The organism is Aeromonas sp. 601039 (assembly GCF_049174415.1).
Lineage (GTDB): Bacteria > Pseudomonadota > Gammaproteobacteria > Enterobacterales > Aeromonadaceae > Aeromonas > Aeromonas veronii_A.
The window spans coordinates 109,658-127,382 of sequence record NZ_JAAKTL010000007.1; the positions used below are offsets into that span (position 1 = coordinate 109,658).

Sequence of the window (17,725 nt, forward strand, 5' to 3'; positions counted from 1 at the left end):
CAGCTTTTCCCCTAGTGTGCCCAAGGTTATCGAAAGATTGCAATCAGGTTATGGCCAGTTTACCTGAAGGTCAGGCCAGATAGCCTGCCAGCGTTTCTCCTTGATGCGTTGGGTAAAAATCTGTTTGTCCTGACGACATCTGGGGTTGGCACTCACTTGCAGCGACCAGTTGATGGTAAAGCCGTAGGGGGCAAGCCACTCGAACTCGCCATCTCGGGTGAGGCGCACGCCGATGCAGGTGGGCACTTCGACCCAGTGGCTCAGCGCCTCAAGGCTGCTGGCAAACGGCGTTACCAGCTGCCGCGTGTGCATGCGGGCCTGATTGCGCACTTCCCACTGCTGATCCGGCAGCCGCTTTGCCAGCCAGGCTTCATGCGCCGTCTCGGCCAGCCCTTGCGGATCGGTTTTGTCGAGATAGATAAGGTCGATATCGTTGAGCGGGGTGGGCTCCGCCTTGTGGTGAAGGTGATCCCAGATGAGGTTGCGGATAAAGCCTGCTCCCAGCGCCCAGTCGGGCAGATTGAGCTCGGCCGCGGCTTGCAGGCAGGCCATCCGCTGCGGATCGGCCCGCAGCAGGGCTTCTGTTTTGGCTTGGAATTGCTGTTCGAGGGTGGAGTTCAGAGGTTCAGTTGTTGGCATTGCGGCGTAACCAGACATCAATGTAGCGGCAGCTCGGCACTATAGTGAGCCCCTCCGCCTGAGTCCAGTTGAAGAAGGCACGCGCCAGCTGATCGGCAATCCCCTGCACCCGCAGCTCGGGGGGCACGAAGGTGCTGTAGGCGTCGATGGTCTTGGCATCGAGCCGCCGGTAGCGCAGTCTCGACTCTTTACCCTCCACCATACAGATGAACTGCTGCTGGTTGGCCTGATGGATGATGTCGCTCATGGTGGGCACCTCTGGCATAAAGTTGGGTCTCTCGGCACAACATAACTGTTAGCCAAGGTATAGAACAGATAATGAGAGCCCGTGGTCAATATCATCCCCCTTTGACAGAGGGCGCATCGATATCGCGATGTAGATCAAGGTGCCCGATGGTGAGTCGGGCACCGCGTTAGTGTCAGCACAAGAGTGTTGGCAAAGGGGGGGGATCAGACCCAGGCTCGCTCCAGCAGGGTGAGTAACTGCTCACGGTCGGCGTCCTTGCGATTGAACAGCAGGGCACCGTCGTTGACCGCCAGATCGCGGATCTCGGTCAGTAGCGAGCGATCGCTTACCCCAGCCTCGCTCATGGTGCGCGGCAGCTTGACCGCTTGCCACAAGGTGTCGCGCAGGGTGCGAATGGCTGTGATGGTCGCCTCCGCCCGCTGATGGGCCGGGGTGGCAGCAAAGCGCTCTGCCCCCACCAGCGGCAACAGCAGCCGGGCCAACTCGCTATCCACCTCGGGGCGGTTGTAGTCGAGCACGGTCGGCAAAAAGAGGTTCATGCACAGCCCGTGGGGCAGATGGCAGCGGGCTCCCAGACTGTGGCCGAGGGCGTGCACCAGCCCCACCATGGAGTTGGAAAAAGCCATGCCAGCCAGCGTTGAGCCTTCCGCCAGTTGCAGTCGCAGCTGTTTGTTTTGCGGGTCGTGGATGATTTGCGGCAGGGCGCTGGCGATCTTCTCCACTGCCATCAGGGCCAGTGCATCGCTCACCGGGTTCTTGGCGGTACCGATAAAGGCCTCGATGGCGTGGGTCATGGCGTCCATGGCAGTGGCGGCGGTGATATTGAGAGGCAGCCCCTGGGTCAGGCGCGGGTCTAACACCGCCAGCTGGGGCAGCAGGAAGGGGGAGGTGAAGGGCACCTTGCGCCCGCTCGCCTCATCCTTGATTACTGCAACCAATGTCACTTCTGATCCTGTGCCCGCCGTGGTGGGCACCACCGCCAGCGGCTTGAGGGGACGGGTCAGGCAACCGGCGCCCGAGTAGTCGAGCAGATGCTCCCCCCCCATGGAAGTGAGAATGTTGACTGCCTTGGCGGTGTCGATGACCGAGCCGCCCCCCAGCGCCACCAGACTGTCGCAGTCGAGCTCGCGATAGCGTTTGGCGATCCGCTCCACCACGGCGGTGGAAGAGTCGGCCGGGATATCGTCCCAGATGGCGGCGACCGGCAGTTCCCCCTCGGCCAGCACATTGGCCAGCAGGGTGGCAAGGCCGGTGGCATTGACCCCCTTGTCGGTCAGCAGCAGCGGGCGACGGGCACCCAGGCTGGCCAGCTCGCTGGCCAGTTGCTCCAGCGCCTGTTCACCGGCCAGCAGTTTGACCGGGCAGAAAAAATCGTAATAGCGGCTCATTTCAAGGCTCCTTGCGCGTTAGCCGGTCACCAGACCCAGATAGATGTTGCAGGCCCGGCCAAGTTTGTTGGTCGGGGCGGGATAGTGGCGCAGCAGCGGCCGCGCGATAAAGGCGGGCAGGATCAGGGACTGCAACTGCTCAAGCCCCCGCACCAGATGCATGGCAACGGTCAGATCCCCCTCCACCAGCAGCCGGTTTTCGCCAAATGCCTGATTGACCCCGAGCCGAAAACTCAGGGCGCGAAAGGCGATATTGGGGTGTTTGAAGCGTACCCGCAGCGGATGGATGGTGGCATGAGGGGCGGCTGGCGCACCGGGATACCAGCGCCCACCCTGCTTGTGCATGTTCATGGCGTAGCCGATGCCGCCCACTTCGAGGCGGATTGCCAACCCGTCCGGCAACGGCGCCAATTCGCGGCGTACCGCCTCATCGGTGCGGGCGGCGCGGCAGAGGGTACGACCCACCACCCAGAGCAGAGTGGTGATCCAGAGGCGGCGGCCAAGGGCTGCCGCAGATTCAAACGTCCATATTGGTATGGAAAGGCGCATGGGGATTGGCTCCTGAGATGGCTGACCAGAAGAGGGCGAACGCACTGGCTTGCCAGTAGTCGTCCTCTCCCAGCTCCGGTTGATCGACAAACAGTGATGCGCAGGCGAGGAACTGGCCCTGACACACCTCCAGCAACAGTGGTGCGGGAGCCTGCATCAGCTCGCCGCTGGCCTGCCCCTTTGCCAGCAGGGCAGGCAGAAAGCGCAGGGCATCGTTCAGGATCTGGCTGCGGGCCGGTCTGGCCAGCAGCGGAGAGTGAAAGAAGCCCAGCACGAATTTGAGCTCATTGGGATGCGCGAGCATCCACCCCATCGCCAGCTGCCAGTAGTGGCGGGTCTGGTCGTACAGCGGCAGGGTGGGATCTGCTTCATGGATGGCGCTCCCCATTCGGGTCTTTACATCCTGATAGAGGGCGAGGATCAGCGCCTCCTTGCTCGGAAAGTGGTGGAACAGAGTGCCGTTGGCCACCCCGGCCGCCTTGGCGATACGAGCGGTGGCGGCCCCCTGCAGGCCATCTTCGGCGCAGAGGGCGAGGGCGGCATCCAGGATCTGGCGGCGCTTGTCGGTCATGTTTTGTGGCTGCGGGATAGCCTGGTTCATGGTCATCTCCATCAGCGCAGGAAGAAGGCCATCATCAGCTTCTGGATCCAGCTGTGGTAGGGGGGATGGATCAGGGAGCCGGTGGTGAACTTGCCGCGGGTCAGCACGGTTTTCGCCTTGGAAAAGGTAAGAAACCCCTCGTGGCCGTGGTAGTGGCCCATGCCGGAGGCGCCGATGCCGCCAAACGGCACATCGTCGGCCGCCACCTGAAACAGGCTCTCGTTGATCGCCATGCCGCCGGAGTGGGTCTCCCGGGTCACTCGCGCCTGCAGCTCGGGGTCGAAGCTCATCAGATAGAGGGCCAGCGGGCGCGGCCGCTCGGCCACATAAGCGAGCGCCTCCTCCAGGGTGTCGTAGGGGATGAGCGGCAGCAGCGGCCCGAAGATCTCCTGCTGCATCACCTGACACTGACTTGGTACCCCGGTCAGCAGGTGGGGCACCAGCAGGCGACGCTGATCATCGCGGGCCGGGCTGCCACAGGGGTGGAGCTGGGCTCCCGCCTGTTCGGCTTCATCCAGCCAGCTGACTAGGCGCTGATACTGGCGGTCGTTGATGATGGCGCCGTAGTCCGCACTGTTGAGCCCCTGCGGGTAGAGCTTGCTGAAGTGGCGGCGATAGGCGGCGATAAAGTTATCCACCTCGCTACGGGGCAGCAGCACATAGTCGGGGGCGACGCAGATCTGCCCGGCGTTGAGGCTCTTGCCGAAGATCATCCGCTCGACCGCGGTGGCGACCGGCATGTCGGGGGCGATGAGACAGGGGCTCTTGCCACCCAGCTCAAGGGTGAGGGGGGTGAGCTGGGGCGCGGCGGCGGCCATCACCAGCTTGCCCACCATGGTGGAGCCGGTAAAGAGCAGGTGATCGAACGGCAGTGAGCTGAACGCCGCCGCCATCTGGGCATCCCCTTCGATGATGGCGATCTCGTTTTCGTCAAACACGCTGGTGAGCATGGTGCGCAGCACGGCGTTGGTATGAGGGGTGAACTCGGAGAGTTTCAGCATCGCCCGGTTGCCCGCCGCGATGGCGGTGATGAGGGGGCCAAGGCTCAGCATCACCGGAAAGTTCCACGGCACGATAATGCCGACCACCCCGAGCGGCTGGAAGTGCACCTCTACTTTGGCGGGGGCCAGCAGCAGGCCGGTGTGACGGCGGTGAGGCTGCATCCAGCGCTTGAGCCGCTTCTGGGTGTAGTTGATCTGCATGATGCAGGGCAGCACATCAGCGATCAGGCTGTCGTAGTGGCTGCGCTGGCCATAATCTGCTGCCAGCGCCTTGCACAGCTGCCCCTTGTGGGCGAGCAACGCCTGTTTGAGTTTGGTCAGCTGCGCCCGGCGCTCGGCCAGGGTAGGCATGGGGTGAGCCAGACTCGCCCGTTTGAGCCGCGCCAGCTGATCTGGCAGGGACAATTTGATGGCGAGGATATCCTCAGGAGTGTGTTGAAGCTGCGCCGCACCCATGTTGTTCTCCGCATGAAAAATGACCGACTGATTAGTCGGTCTAAATCTAGCTGTTTGTTACCGGAATGTAAAGCTGGCAAGCTGTCTGCCGTTCACCACAAGCCAGACGCAAGAGAGAACTGTGTGTCTCCCCACACTTTTGTGGTTTGCTCGTTGGTGGCTTATCTAATAAGGGGTAGTTTTTGGCTATTAACCTACACGGAGAGATCACTATGACCAGGGAACTGAACAGCTTGTTGGCCCGGCTTGAAGATGTGGTTGAGCGGATGCCGGATTGCTTCAACACCTACGAATTCGCCCAGAAGCTGGCACTGCAATATCAGCCGGAGTTCTTTGCCGCGGGCCACTCTCTGGCCGAGCACGAGGGCAAAGTACTGCGGGTGTTGCACCAGAAGATCGCCGAGGCGCTGGCGGGTAGCGAGATGGTGATTGAAGGGGCTCTGCTCCCCTGCATCACCCCCTGGGGGGAGAAGGCGACCTCACCGCGCTGGCATCGCAAGCACTGAGGGTCGTAGTCAGGCAGATCTGTGCCAGACAGCAGATAACGAACAACGATAAAGGGCGCGGCGCTGGCAACAGGGCCGCGCTTTTTTATGCAGATTGTCGCCAGCAACGCCCCCGCTGCCGGGAGCAAAGGCCCGGTCTGTGATCCCATGCCGGGATACGAGACCGTCAGCCGGGTAGACTCTCCCTTTTGCCGAAGGGTTTGTCACCGTAGGAATTTCTCATGACCCATAAAATCATTCTGGATACCGACCCGGGTATCGACGATGCCATGGCCATCCTGTTTGCCGAGGCCCACCCCGCCATCGAGCTGCTCGCCATCACCACAGTTTTTGGTAACGCCACCATCGACAATGGCACCCGCAACGCCCTCTGGCTCAAGCAGAAGTACGGCATGAAGGCGGATGTGGCCAAAGGTGCTGCCGCCCCGCTGCAGCGCGAGCCGGTCGGCCCCACCACCATAGTCCACGGCCCGAGCGGCTTTGGCGACATGGAGGCGGGGGAGGTGACTATCGCTCCGGATCCCCGCCCCGCCTGGCAATATATTGTCGAGGCGGTGAAAGCCGCACCGGGGGAGATCACCCTGGTCACTATCGGCCCGCTGACCAATCTGGCGCTGGCGCTGCAACAGGCGCCCGAGATTGTCTCGCTGGTGAAACAGGTGGTAGTGATGGGCGGAGCCTTTGGCGTCAACGGCCATCGCGGCAACGTGACCCCCTATGCCGAGGCCAATATTCACGATGATCCCGATGCCGCCGACCGGGTCTTTACCGCCGATTGGCCTGTGGTGATCATCGGGCTGGATGTGACCCAGCAGAGCTTCTTCAGCAGCGCCTATCTGGATGAGCTCAGGGACAAGGCGGGGGAGCCGGGCCGCTTCCTGTGGGATGTGAGCCGCTTCTACCTGCGCTTCTACTCCGAGAAGCTGGGGCTCTCCGGTTGCCACGTTCACGACCCGTCCGCCATCGCCTATGTGATTGATCCGACCCTCTTTACCCTGCGCGAGGGGCCGGTGCGGGTGATTACCAGCGGCCCGGCCATCGGCCACACCCTGCAAAAGTTCGATGGCAAGCGCCACTCCCACGATGACTGGGCAGCCTATCGTCCGCAGCAGGTCGGGGTGGCGGTGCGCGATGAAGCCTTGCTGGCGCTCTATCGCGAGACGCTGGTGGGCTGGGGCAAGGATTGCTGAGCAAAGAGGCGCTATTACGTTGAGGCGGGGGCTGTGATCGGCGCCAAACAATCGGAACGCTCGGCCGCTTATACTGCCTTATATCAAGAGCTTGGGAGGGATGAAGATGGCCTGGATTTCCTTGATAGTGGCGATAGCCCTGATCTGGTGGTTGATGAAGCTGGGGCGTGGCGCCCTGTTCGAGATCCGTCTTGCACCCGGCAAGGTAGTGGTCAAGCAGGGCAAGGTGTCACCCGCCTTTATTGAGCATGCCAAGCAGATCCTGCGCCACGACACGGTGCGCGGTCGCATTGTGGGGCAGCGTGATGGCGATGGCGTGAAGCTGATCTTCTCCCGCTCCATCCCCGAACCGGTGGCCCAGCGGTTTCGCAATATCTTCCCCTATGGCGATTACCGCCAGCCAACGGCACCGCTGCCGGGGCCCAAATCTCGCAAGGGATAAGTACCGGAACGTGGTTCATCAATAGCAAACGGGCCTCCAGTGGAGGCCCGTTTTTTATGGCACTTGGTCAAGAGAGAGCGGACAGCCCTTACTCCTTGCCGTGCAGCTCGCGCTGGGCCTTGACCGCCGCCGCCTTGACGGCGGTGCCTTCATTGCCCCAGGAGGCGCGCAGGGTGTTGACCAGCTCGGCGAGCCGCTCGTCATCCATGGTCCAGCCATAACCCGGCATGTGGTAACCCAGATGGTCGTGGGTGACCGGGGTCTCGGCGCCGTGCAGCAGCACATTGATCAGGCTCGACGGATCGCTCGCCAGCACGGTGCGGTTGTTGACCAGCGAGGGGATGACGTGGTCATTGCCCTGGCCGTTGACCCCGTGACAGGTGGAGCAGTACATGGCGTAGTCCGCCTTGCCGCTGGCACTGGCGTAGGCGCGGGCCCCTTTCTCCGCCACCGGTTCATCTTTCAGATCGGTCAGATAGGTGGCGATGCTGGCCAGATCGGCGTCGCTGAAATACTGGCTGCTGTGAGTGATCACTTCCCCCATGGGGCCCGCGACCGCTTCATGCTGGCTGCGGCCGGTTTTCAGCAGGTCGATCAGCGCCTGCTTGCTGTAACGGCTGCCGCGAATGTCGGGGGCATACCAGCCATCCAGCGCAGCACCGCTCAGGTAGACGGGATCCGCCTCGGTCAGCGCTTTCTCCTGCATGCCGAGCCCGCGCGGAGTGTGGCAGCTGCCGCAGTGGCCGGCACCCTGCACCAGATAGGCGCCGCGGTTCCACTCTTCGCTCTTGCCCGCCACCGGGGTAAAGCGGCTGTCATCGTGGTAGACCCAGTTCCAGCCCATCAGCGGCCAGCGCATGTTGAGCGGCCAGGGGATGTCGCTCTCCTTGTTGGCGATGGCCAGCGGTTGCACCTCCTTCATCAGATAGTGATAGAGATCTTCGAGATCCTTATCGCTCATCTTGGCGTAGGCGGTGTAGGGCATGGCCGGATAGAGGCGATGGCCATCGCGGGCCACCCCTTCGCGCATCACCTTGATGAACTCCGGCAGGCTGTAGTTGCCGATACCGTGGGTCTTGTCCGGGGTGATGTTGGTGGCAAATACGGTGCCGATGGGGGTCGGGAACCCTTTGCCGCCCGCCAGCGGCTTGCTGGTTTCGCTGGTGTGACAGGCGGCGCAATCGCCCAGCTTGGCCACGTATTCCCCCGCAGACATGGCGGGGGCTGCGTTGGCGGCAAGGGCGGGCAGGGCCAGCAGCAGGGCGCTGGCGGTCAGTGACAGGGCGCGGTTCATTGGGCACCTCCCTTGCTCATGGCTACCAGCTCGTTGACGGCGCGCCACGCTTCGTCGATGGCGGCGTGGGCGTAGGGGCTCCAGCCTGCATCCGAGTTGGCGATGGTGATGTTGCCGATCGGCTGGCGACCCAGTTCAATCCATTTTTCGCACTGTGCTTCGTCATCAAACAGGGTGTTGGTGACATAGGAGTAGCCGTGAGACCAGCGGTTGACCGTGATGGCGAGGATGTCCTGCTCATGGTTGAAACCGGCGCTGCCGAGCATCCCCTGCAACTGCTCGCGGATCATCTGCTCATGCTGCTCGAACGGCATGCCGAGGATCATGGCGCGCCCCTTGCGAGACTGCTCGCGGGCCGAGAGGCCGCTGCCCGGCAGGGTCGGCACATAGACCATGTGCAGGCACATCGGCTGATCCGGGCTCTTGGGATGCTCGTAGCCACCCATGCTGACCGGATAGTCGAGCTTGACCCGGCTGTAGGGTGCGGCGGGGGAGTAGACCTCGTGTACCCCCAGCTTGACGAAGGCTTGCCAGTTCTTGATCACCACCTTGGTGTAGACCAGCGGCGCCTTGGCATTCTGGCGCAGCGCCTCCTTCTGGGGCTCCGGCATCTCGGGCACCATGTAGGGGATCATCATGTTGTAGCCAGCCATGATCGACTGCTTGGCCCGCACCCGGTGCAGTTTCCCCTCCTTGATATAGGTGACATCCACCGCCAGCTTGCCGTCGGCGAGGCGCACGTTTTTGGCCTGCAACGCCGTGCTGCCAAGGCGCAGTTGCACCTTGTGCTCAGGCAGGTCGAGCTTGCTGTAGTCAAACTTGGCCAGCACCACATCCTGCATGGTGTGACCCGGCGCCACCTGCGGAATGAGCTTGCGTACCATCAGGCGGGTGAGACCGGCGTTGCCATCGGGGAAGTGGAAGATGTAGGGATCGTCCAGCTCCGCCTGCTCCTCGGCATCAAGCGGCGTCAGATTGAGGCCGTCGAAACCCGGCAAGGCGCACAGACGCGCATCGGCGCAGGCGGTGGCGTCGATGCCGACCGCCTGGAAGTCGTTGGTGCGCTGCTGGAAGTAAGTGATCGCGCGCTCGCTCAGGCCCACTTTATCGCGCAGGAAGGTGGTGTAGCTGTTGCGGGTCACCCACTCGTCCTGCTGCTCGCGGGTCATGCCGCTCAGGTAGTCGATCTTCGATTCGTGCAGGGCCAACAGGGCGGCCTTGTCGGCATCATCGAGGGGGAAGTCACCGATAAATTCTGCCAGCGGCCGGCCGTTCAGGCGATCGCGGGGGATATCGTCCGCCACGTTGTGGCCCGGATCCCCGTTCACTATCTTATTGACGCCAAAGTGCTTCTCGTCGAAATAGACGCCGCGGCTGAGCCCCAGATCCGGATAGAAGGTCTGTTGGAAACCGGCGGCCAGCTCGTCGATGTTGACCTCCAGCGCCTTGAGCAGACCGAGCGCCACCGGGCTGTAGACCGAACGCGGTGATTGCAGGGATTCACTGCCGCCGTAACCCAGACGCAGGCCATCGGGGGTGGTGAACTCGTTGCGCTTGGCGTGGCCGCCAAAGTCGTCGTGGTTGTCGAGCAGCAGGATCTTCTTATCCGCGCCGAGCAGTTGCTGATAGAAGCAGGCGGCGGCCAGACCGCTGATCCCGGCGCCGACGATCACCAGATCGTACTCCCCCTCAAGGGGAATATTGGCAAAGTCATACTGCTTGCCGTCACGGGCGATGCTGTGGGCCGGTTCGAAGGAGCCCGGGTGGTTACCGCGCAGGCCGGTGAGGGCGGGCGGGTAGGCCAGGGTTTTATCCGCCAGCGTGCTGCCGCCTTCGGCAGCCTTGAGCAGATTGATGGGGGCGACGCCTGCCGCAATGGTGATGGCAACGCCGTTGAGAAAATCTCTGCGTGTAATACTCATGGCAATACCTGCTGTATGAAAAATGGAAAAGTACAGAGTGGGGTAGCTGGCCAGCAGCAAGAGGACGCAACCTACCGCCATATTTTTATGGCGTCTATATGGGTTGATAATAACTTATTAAACAGATTAATCAAACGAGTATGGAGTGACATATCTGTTTGGGTTCGAATTGTTAAAAAACAATCCAGCTAAAAAATATCGTGCTGTGTTCTGTTCGTCGCGTTTAATTACGTAAATGATGATGAGTTCAAATTGTCGCAGATCATCAAAGTCGACAGGTGTTTATTATTCATGCTGGAGGATTAATTTTTCGTCATATATACCCATATGCTATGTAAGGTTAGTTGGCGAGATAATGCTCCCTGTCCAATTATAAATTGAGAAGAGAGTGTCATTGATTAATTATAGGGAAAGGCGCCATTAATAGTGATACGGATGCAAAATTAACATTTTTCACATGCTAAGTCCAAGTTTGGCACAATCTTAAGATTAATTTTCCATGTTGTTTACATGTTCCGGTTCTGATCACAATGTTGCCCGTTTTTACAACTTTAGCCTTGCGACCATAAGGACACTGCATGAGACCTTTTGAATTAAAGAGGGGCTTGGGTGCTTTGCTGTTGCTCGCATCGGCCAGCTTGCTGACCGGCTGCGACATGGCCTTGATGAATCCCAAAGGGCAGATTGGTCTGGAACAGAAATCACTGATATTAACCGCCTTGGGGCTGATGTTAATTGTGGTGATCCCTGTGATTATTATGGCGGTGGTCTTTGCTCGTAAATACCGGGCATCAAATACCAATGCCAAATATACTCCGGATTGGTCTCACTCCAATAAAATTGAGGCGGTTGTCTGGACCGTACCAATTATTATCATCGTCATTCTGGCAACCATTACCTGGAAAACGTCCCACGAACTGGATCCCTACAAGCCGCTGGAGTCTACGGTGAAGCCGATCCAGATTGATGTTATTTCCCTCGACTGGAAATGGCTGTTTGTCTACCCAGAATTAGGGATTGCCTCGGTCAATGAATTAGCATTCCCGGTCAATACCCCCGTCAATTTCCGGGTGACTTCAGACACAGTCATGAACTCTTTCTTCATTCCCAAGCTAGGCGGGCAAATTTATGCCATGGCAGGTATGCAGACCAAGTTGCATCTCATTGCCAATGAAGCAGGCGCGTATGACGGTATCTCCAGCAGTTATAGCGGAGCCGGTTTCTCGGGCATGAAGTTCAAGGCGATTGCCACGCAGGATCAGGCCGGTTTTGATGCCTGGGTTGCCAAAGTCAGGGCCTCTCCCAAGATGCTGACCACCATGGATGAGTTCAATGCGCTGGCCAAGAAGAGCGAAAACCACCCGGTGGAGTATTTCTCAAGTGCCGATCCGGCCCTTTTCGTCAAGCTGATCAACAAGTTTATGGGTGACATGGGGCATGGCGAGCACAAGGGGATGACCCATAAAGCCCCCTCAGAGCATGGCGCCGCCATGAATCACGATGACATGGCACATATGCAGATGGACCATGCCGCTATGGCGCATGACGGGCAGAAGGAGCATGCCGGACATATGAACGCGCCGTTGGATAACAAGGCTGTGCAAGCAGGATCCGAGGAATAACCGATGTTTGGAAAATTAACACTCGATGCCATTCCGTTCCATGAACCCATCATCATGGTGACGGTAGCCGGTATCATTTTGGGGGGGCTGGCCGTTGCCGGCCTGATCACCTATTTCGGCAAGTGGCAATATCTGTGGAAAGAGTGGCTTACCTCGGTCGACCACAAGCGTCTTGGGGTCATGTATCTGATCCTGGGTATGGTCATGATGCTGCGCGGCTTCGCCGATGCGGTGATGATGCGTACCCAGCAGGTGATGGCTTCGGCTGGTGGTGACGGCATTTTACCGCCGCATCACTACGACCAGATCTTCACCGCCCACGGGGTCATCATGATCTTCTTCGTGGCCATGCCACTGGTGATCGGTCTGATGAATATCGTCGTGCCGCTCCAGATCGGTGCCCGTGATGTGGCTTTTCCCTTCCTCAACAACATCAGCTTCTGGTTCACCGCCGCCGCCGTGGTGCTGATCAACGTCTCCCTCGGGGTCGGTGAATTCGCCCAGACCGGCTGGCTGGCCTATCCGCCCCTCTCCGGGCTGGAGTACAGCCCGGGGGTCGGGGTTGATTACTGGATCTGGAGTCTGCAGATCTCGGGTCTTGGTACCTTGCTGACTGGCGTCAACTTCTTCGCCACCATCATCAAGATGCGCGCTCCTGGCATGACCATGATGCGTCTGCCGGTGTTCACTTGGACGGCTTTGTGCTCCAACGTACTGATCATCGCCTCCTTCCCGATCCTGACCGTTACCATCGCCCTGCTCACCGCAGACCGCTATCTGGGTACCCATTTCTTTACCAATGACATGGGTGGCAACATGATGATGTACATCAACCTGATCTGGGCCTGGGGCCACCCCGAGGTTTATATCCTGGTGTTGCCGGTATTCGGGATCTTCTCCGAAGTGGTGGCCACCTTCAGCAAGAAGAAGCTGTTCGGCTACACCTCGCTGGTATGGGCGACCATTGCTATTACCGTGCTCTCCTTCATTGTCTGGTTGCACCACTTCTTCACCATGGGCTCGGGCGCAAACGTGAATGCCTTCTTCGGCATCACCACCATGATCATCTCCATCCCGACCGGGGTGAAGATCTTCAACTGGTTGTTCACCATGTACCGTGGTCGCATCGAGTTCACCTCACCCATGCTGTGGACCGTCGGTTTCATCATCACCTTCACCATAGGTGGCATGACAGGGGTACTGCTCTCGGTGCCGGCGGCCAACTTCGTGTTGCACAACAGCCTGTTCCTCATCGCTCACTTCCACAACGTCATCATTGGTGCCGTGGTATTTGGCTGCTTTGCAGGAATCACCTACTGGTTCCCCAAGGCGTTCGGCTTCACCCTGAATGAAACCTGGGGCAAGCGTGCTTTCTGGTGCTGGATTATCGGCTTCTTTGTTGCCTTCATGCCGCTTTACGTACTGGGCTTCATGGGGATGACCCGCCGCATCAGTCAACAGCTGGATCCGGCCTTCCACCCCTGGCTGGTGGTAGCCGCCTGTGGTGCCGGCCTGATTGCCCTTGGTGTCTTGTGCCAGGTGATCCAGCTGGTGGTCAGCATCCGTGACCGCGAGCAGAACCGTGATGTGAGTGGTGACCCCTGGGGTGGCCGGACGCTGGAGTGGGCGACCTCTTCACCGCCGCCCTTCTACAACTTCGCCATCGAGCCGAAGATCACCGGTCTGGATGCCTTCTGGGAGGCCAAGCAAAACGGTTCAGCCTATCAGCAGCCCAAGCAGTATGCACCGATCCACATGCCCAAGAACACCGGGGCAGGGGTGATCATCGCGGGCTTCAGCGCCGTCTTTGGCTTTGCCATGATCTGGCATATCTGGTGGATGGCCATCCTTGCCTTTGCCGCCATGATTGGCAGCTGGATCATCCACAGCTTCAACGATGACGTGGACTACTACGTCCAGGTTGACGAGATCACGCGCATCGAAGATCAGCATTTTGCCAACATTAACAAGGGGGCGTGACGCTATGGCGACCGACGTTCTACATCACACTCACGAGAGTGCCCATGACCATGGGCACCATGATGCCGGTGCCAACAAGGTGTTTGGTTTCTGGATCTACCTGATGAGTGACTGCATTCTGTTTGCATGTCTGTTTGCAACCTATGCGGTTCTGGTCAACGGCACTGCCGGCGGTCCGAGCGGCAAGGATATCTTCGAACTGCCGTTCGTATTTGCCGAAACCATGCTGCTGCTGTTGAGCTCCATCACCTTCGGTTTTGCCATGTTGGCGATGAACAAGAACCGGGTGTCTACCGTCAATGGCTGGTTGCTGGTGACCTTTGTGCTGGGTGCCGGTTTTATCGCGATGGAGATCTACGAGTTCCATCACCTGATCGCAGAAGGTTACGGCCCGGATCGCAGTGCCTTCCTCTCAGCCTTCTTTACCCTGGTTGGTACTCACGGTATCCACGTGACCAGTGGCCTGATCTGGATCATCGTGATGATGGTGCAGGTGGCCAAGAAGGGGCTGACCGATCGCAACCGCTCCCGCCTGATGTGCCTGAGCCTGTTCTGGCACTTCCTCGACGTTGTGTGGATCTGCGTCTTTACCGTGGTCTATCTGATGGGAGCAATGTAAATGAGTCATTCCGTTGATTCTCACGGCGCCAGCCACGGCAGCGCCAAGAGCTACCTGATCGGCTTCGTGCTGTCACTGATCCTGACTGCCGTACCGTTCTGGATGGTGATAGATGGCTCCGCCTCCCACACCACCGTGCTGGCCACCGTGGTTGGCATGGCGGTGGTGCAGATCTTCGTGCATCTGATCTACTTCCTGCATATGAATACCTCGTCTGAAGAGCGCTGGAACCTGGTGGCACTGGTCTTTACCGTGCTCATCATTGCCATCGTGGTCGTGGGTTCCCTGTGGATCATGTACAACCTCAACATCAACATGATGGTCCACTGAGCAGGCTGGCAATGATGAAGCAATACCTGCAAGTGACCAAGCCGGGCATCATCTTCGGCAACCTCATCTCGGTGATCGGGGGATTTCTGCTGGCTTCAAAAGGAAGCCTGGACCTGCCCCTGTTCATTCTGACCATGGTGGGTGTTTCGCTGGTGGTGGCCTCCGGTTGCGTGTTCAACAACTACATCGACCGGGACATCGACTGCATCATGGAGCGCACCAAGAACCGTGCTCTGGTGAAGGGGCTGATCGCCCCCGGCGTATCGCTCTGGTACGCCACCGCGCTTGGCATGGCGGGCATTGCACTGCTCTATTGGGCGGCCAATCCGTTGGCCGCTCTGCTGGCGGTGCTGGGCTTCATTGTCTATGTGGGGGTCTACAGCCTCTACATGAAGCGTCACTCGGTCTACGGCACCCTGGTGGGCAGCCTCTCCGGCGCCGCGCCGCCGGTCATCGGCTACTGTGCGGTGAGCGGTCAGTTCGACTCGGGGGCCTTGATCCTGCTGGCGATCTTCAGCCTGTGGCAGATGCCGCACTCCTATGCGATCGCCATTTTCCGCTTCAAGGATTATCAGGCGGCCAACATTCCGGTGTTGCCGGTGGTGAAGGGAATTTCGGTGGCCAAGCACCACATTACCCTCTACATCCTGGCCTTTATGGTGCCGACCCTGATGCTGTTCCTCGGCGGTTACGCCGGCTACAAGTATCTGGTGGTGGCCACTGCGGTGAGTGTCTGGTGGCTGGGGATGGCGCTGTCGGGTTACAAACAGCTGGTTGATGATGCTCTCTGGGCGCGCAAGCTGTTTATGTTTTCCATCGTCACCATTACCTGTCTGAGTGTCATGATGTCGGTAGACTTCCAGCCAGAGGCCGAGCCTGTGGCGCTGGTGAGCATGTTGCTCCGATAGTGTGCGTTGCTTCCGATTGCACGAGATCCAGAGCCGGGAACCTTCCCGGCTCTGTTATTATGGGGCCGCCCATCGGGTACTTTTCCCCTGTGTAGGGTGTGGCATGGTGCGTGTCGGCCACCCCTTGACTCTTCCTTGTTCCCTGAACTATCGAGGCCATCATGAATGATTTCACCATGACGAGGGGCGAGCGCCGTGCCACCTGGGCGCTCGGCTCCGTCTTCTCTCTGCGCATGCTTGGCATGTTTATGGTTCTGCCGGTGTTGACTACCTATGGCATGTCGCTGGCCGGTGCCTCCGAGGCGCTGATTGGCCTGGCCATCGGCATCTACGGCATGACCCAGGCTTTGTTCCAGATCCCGTTCGGTTTGCTTTCCGACAAGGTGGGCCGCAAGCCACTCATCATCGGCGGTCTGCTGGTGTTTGCTCTTGGCAGTGTGATCGCTGCGCTGACTCACTCTATCTGGGGCGTGATCCTCGGCCGCGCCCTGCAGGGGAGCGGCGCCATCTCGGCGGCCGTGATGGCGCTCTTGTCGGATCTCACCCGCGAACAGAACCGCACCAAGGCGATGGCTTTTATCGGGGTGAGCTTTGGTATCACCTTCGCCATTGCCATGGTGAGTGGCCCCCTGATTACTCATGCGCTGGGACTCTCCGGCCTGTTCTGGCTCATCGCCCTGCTGGCGCTGGGGGGCATCGCCGTCACCCTCTGGCTGGTGCCGACACCGACAACTCATCTGCTCAATCGAGAGTCCGGCATGGTCAGGGGCGGGATGCGCACTGTGCTGACCAATCCGCGCCTGCTCAAACTCAATCTCGGCATTTTGTGCGTGCATACCCTGTTGATGTCGAGCTTCGTGGCGTTGCCGCCGCTGCTGGAGCAAGCGGGTCTGCCTCGGGACAGCCAGTGGCAGGCTTATCTGGTCACCATGCTGATCGCCTTCGTCAGCGTTGTGCCCTTCATCATCTATGCCGAGACGCGCAGAAAGATGAAGTTGGTGTTCCAGATCTGCGTGCTGGTGATGCTCAGCGCCGAAGTGGTGCTGTGGCAGGCTGGCCTGCAGTTGTGGGGCCTGCTCGCCGGCCTGCAGCTCTTCTTCATCGGCTTCAACGTGATGGAGGCGTTGCTGCCATCCCTGATCAGCAAGGAGTCGCCACCGGGTTACAAGGGGACGGCCATGGGGATCTACTCCACCAGCCAGTTTATCGGAGTGGCTATCGGTGGCAGCCTGGGGGGCCTGCTCTACAGTCTGGGTGGTGGCGCCCTGGTGTTTGGCGGCTGCTCTGCGCTGGCCCTTGTCTGGCTCGGGGTCAGCCTCACCATGCAGGAGCCCCCCTATGTGAGCAGTCTGCGCATCCTGTTACCGGAAGGGGTGGAGGCGAGCCCTGCACTGGAGCAGAAACTCCGTGCCTGCGATGGGGTGAACGATGTACTGCTGGCACGGAAGGAACGTTCGCTCTATGTGAAGGTGGACAGCAAACGGGTCAGTCGCCAGGATCTGGAGCAGCTGGTGATCGACGCCGGACACTGATCGCGCTAAGCTCGGTTCGGATCTGCAACTACTTGTTTTTGAAAACAGTCTGGAGGCGCAATGAACTGGTATCTCTCGGTCCTCAAGCAATATGCGGTATTCAGCGGACGGGCCCGTCGCACCGAATACTGGATGTTTGTGCTGTGCAACGTCATCGTCATGCTGTTGCTCGGCATGGTGGACAAGCTGATTGGCGGCGACAAGGAGCTGCTCAGCTCCATCTATTCGCTGGCTGTGCTGCTGCCCTCGCTGGCGGTGGCGGCCCGTCGCCTGCACGATACCGACCGCAGCGCTTGGTGGCTGCTGCTCGGGCTTATCCCCATTATCGGTACTCTGGTGCTTATCTACTTTATGGTTTGCAACGGTCAGCAGGGACCAAACCGCTTCGGTGATGATCCCAAAGCGGCCCCCTCGCAGGGTTTTATCGTCAGCTAACGGGCGCGGCTTGGCCAATCATCGATCAATAAAAAGAGAGGGAGGCATCACGCCTCCCTCTCTT

At 59.6% G+C, this 17,725-nt stretch carries 18 protein-coding genes; 10 read left to right on the forward strand and 8 right to left on the reverse strand.

Translation table 11 applies throughout. The features are described 5' to 3' along the window. Positions 1–48: 48 nt before the first annotated feature. From G5195_RS08380 to G5195_RS08405, 6 genes are all read right to left on the reverse strand, one after another. On the reverse strand, positions 49–639 hold the full coding sequence (locus tag G5195_RS08380; RefSeq protein WP_204419265.1) for a nucleotidyltransferase family protein: 591 nt from the start codon (positions 637–639) through the stop codon (positions 49–51). After that, positions 626–886, reverse strand: a complete 261-nt coding sequence (locus G5195_RS08385) for a GNAT family N-acetyltransferase (RefSeq protein WP_005337747.1) — start codon at positions 884–886, stop codon at positions 626–628. The genes G5195_RS08380 and G5195_RS08385 overlap by 14 nt, the downstream gene beginning before the upstream one ends. Positions 887–1,089: 203 nt before the next feature. Beyond that, complete coding sequence (locus tag G5195_RS08390; RefSeq protein ID WP_421236024.1) at positions 1,090–2,274, reverse strand: iron-containing alcohol dehydrogenase; 1,185 nt, start codon at positions 2,272–2,274, stop codon at positions 1,090–1,092. Between the two features lie 18 nt (positions 2,275–2,292). Beyond that, the gene (locus tag G5195_RS08395) at positions 2,293–2,823 is read right to left on the reverse strand and encodes a hypothetical protein (protein ID WP_421236025.1); all 531 of its coding nucleotides are present in this window, start codon (positions 2,821–2,823) and stop codon (positions 2,293–2,295) included. Continuing rightward, a complete protein-coding gene (locus G5195_RS08400) occupies positions 2,792–3,424 on the reverse strand; it encodes a TetR/AcrR family transcriptional regulator (protein ID WP_236292405.1) in 633 nt (210 codons plus the stop codon). Before G5195_RS08400 ends, G5195_RS08395 begins: the two co-directional genes overlap by 32 nt. Before the next feature lie 11 nt (positions 3,425–3,435). Further along, positions 3,436–4,881: a coniferyl aldehyde dehydrogenase gene (locus G5195_RS08405; protein WP_042056461.1), complete on the reverse strand. Its 1,446-nt coding sequence runs from the start codon at positions 4,879–4,881 to the stop codon at positions 3,436–3,438. Between the two features lie 212 nt (positions 4,882–5,093). Here G5195_RS08405 and G5195_RS08410 point away from each other — a divergent pair, with 212 nt between their 5' ends. The 3 genes from G5195_RS08410 (at position 5,094) to G5195_RS08420 (ending at position 7,019) form a co-directional block, all read left to right on the forward strand. After that, positions 5,094–5,387, forward strand: coding sequence for a hypothetical protein (locus G5195_RS08410; RefSeq protein ID WP_069555456.1), 294 nt, complete (start codon positions 5,094–5,096; stop codon positions 5,385–5,387). Positions 5,388–5,608: 221 nt separating this feature from the next. After that, the gene (locus tag G5195_RS08415; protein ID WP_421208688.1) at positions 5,609–6,577 is read left to right on the forward strand and encodes a nucleoside hydrolase; all 969 of its coding nucleotides are present in this window, start codon (positions 5,609–5,611) and stop codon (positions 6,575–6,577) included. Positions 6,578–6,683: 106 nt separating this feature from the next. Then, positions 6,684–7,019 (forward strand): DUF3634 family protein, encoded by a 336-nt coding sequence (locus G5195_RS08420; RefSeq protein WP_005353195.1) that lies wholly within the window; start codon positions 6,684–6,686, stop codon positions 7,017–7,019. Positions 7,020–7,107: 88 nt separating this feature from the next. Here G5195_RS08420 and G5195_RS08425 read toward each other — a convergent pair whose 3' ends face one another. Beyond that, a complete protein-coding gene (locus G5195_RS08425; RefSeq protein ID WP_158109354.1) occupies positions 7,108–8,313 on the reverse strand; it encodes a c-type cytochrome in 1,206 nt (401 codons plus the stop codon). Beyond that, positions 8,310–10,235, reverse strand: coding sequence for an NAD(P)-binding protein (locus tag G5195_RS08430; protein WP_043821315.1), 1,926 nt, complete (start codon positions 10,233–10,235; stop codon positions 8,310–8,312). Before G5195_RS08430 ends, G5195_RS08425 begins: the two co-directional genes overlap by 4 nt. 578 nt (positions 10,236–10,813) lie before the next feature. On the opposite strand from G5195_RS08430, the gene cyoA reads away from it, so the two are divergent. From cyoA to G5195_RS08465, 7 genes are all read left to right on the forward strand, one after another. Then, a complete protein-coding gene (gene cyoA / locus G5195_RS08435; protein ID WP_421236026.1) occupies positions 10,814–11,857 on the forward strand; it encodes a cytochrome o ubiquinol oxidase subunit II in 1,044 nt (347 codons plus the stop codon). Positions 11,858–11,860: 3 nt separating this feature from the next. Beyond that, the gene (cyoB, locus tag G5195_RS08440) at positions 11,861–13,837 is read left to right on the forward strand and encodes a cytochrome o ubiquinol oxidase subunit I (RefSeq protein ID WP_216978418.1); all 1,977 of its coding nucleotides are present in this window, start codon (positions 11,861–11,863) and stop codon (positions 13,835–13,837) included. Positions 13,838–13,841: 4 nt separating this feature from the next. Then, positions 13,842–14,456 (forward strand): cytochrome o ubiquinol oxidase subunit III, encoded by a 615-nt coding sequence (locus G5195_RS08445; RefSeq protein ID WP_216978419.1) that lies wholly within the window; start codon positions 13,842–13,844, stop codon positions 14,454–14,456. Beyond that, positions 14,457–14,786 carry a cytochrome o ubiquinol oxidase subunit IV gene (locus tag G5195_RS08450; protein WP_216978420.1) on the forward strand — a complete coding sequence of 110 codons (330 nt, stop codon included), beginning with the start codon at positions 14,457–14,459 and terminating at the stop codon, positions 14,784–14,786. An 11-nt stretch (positions 14,787–14,797) separates the two neighbouring features. Then, positions 14,798–15,694, forward strand: a complete 897-nt coding sequence (gene cyoE / locus G5195_RS08455; RefSeq protein ID WP_216978421.1) for a heme o synthase — start codon at positions 14,798–14,800, stop codon at positions 15,692–15,694. A 161-nt stretch (positions 15,695–15,855) separates the two neighbouring features. Further along, a complete protein-coding gene (locus G5195_RS08460) occupies positions 15,856–17,226 on the forward strand; it encodes an MFS transporter (RefSeq protein ID WP_421236027.1) in 1,371 nt (456 codons plus the stop codon). Between the two features lie 60 nt (positions 17,227–17,286). Continuing rightward, entirely contained in the window at positions 17,287–17,661 is a 375-nt protein-coding gene (locus tag G5195_RS08465) for a DUF805 domain-containing protein (RefSeq protein ID WP_421236028.1), read from the forward strand. The last annotated feature ends 64 nt before the right edge of the window (positions 17,662–17,725 follow it).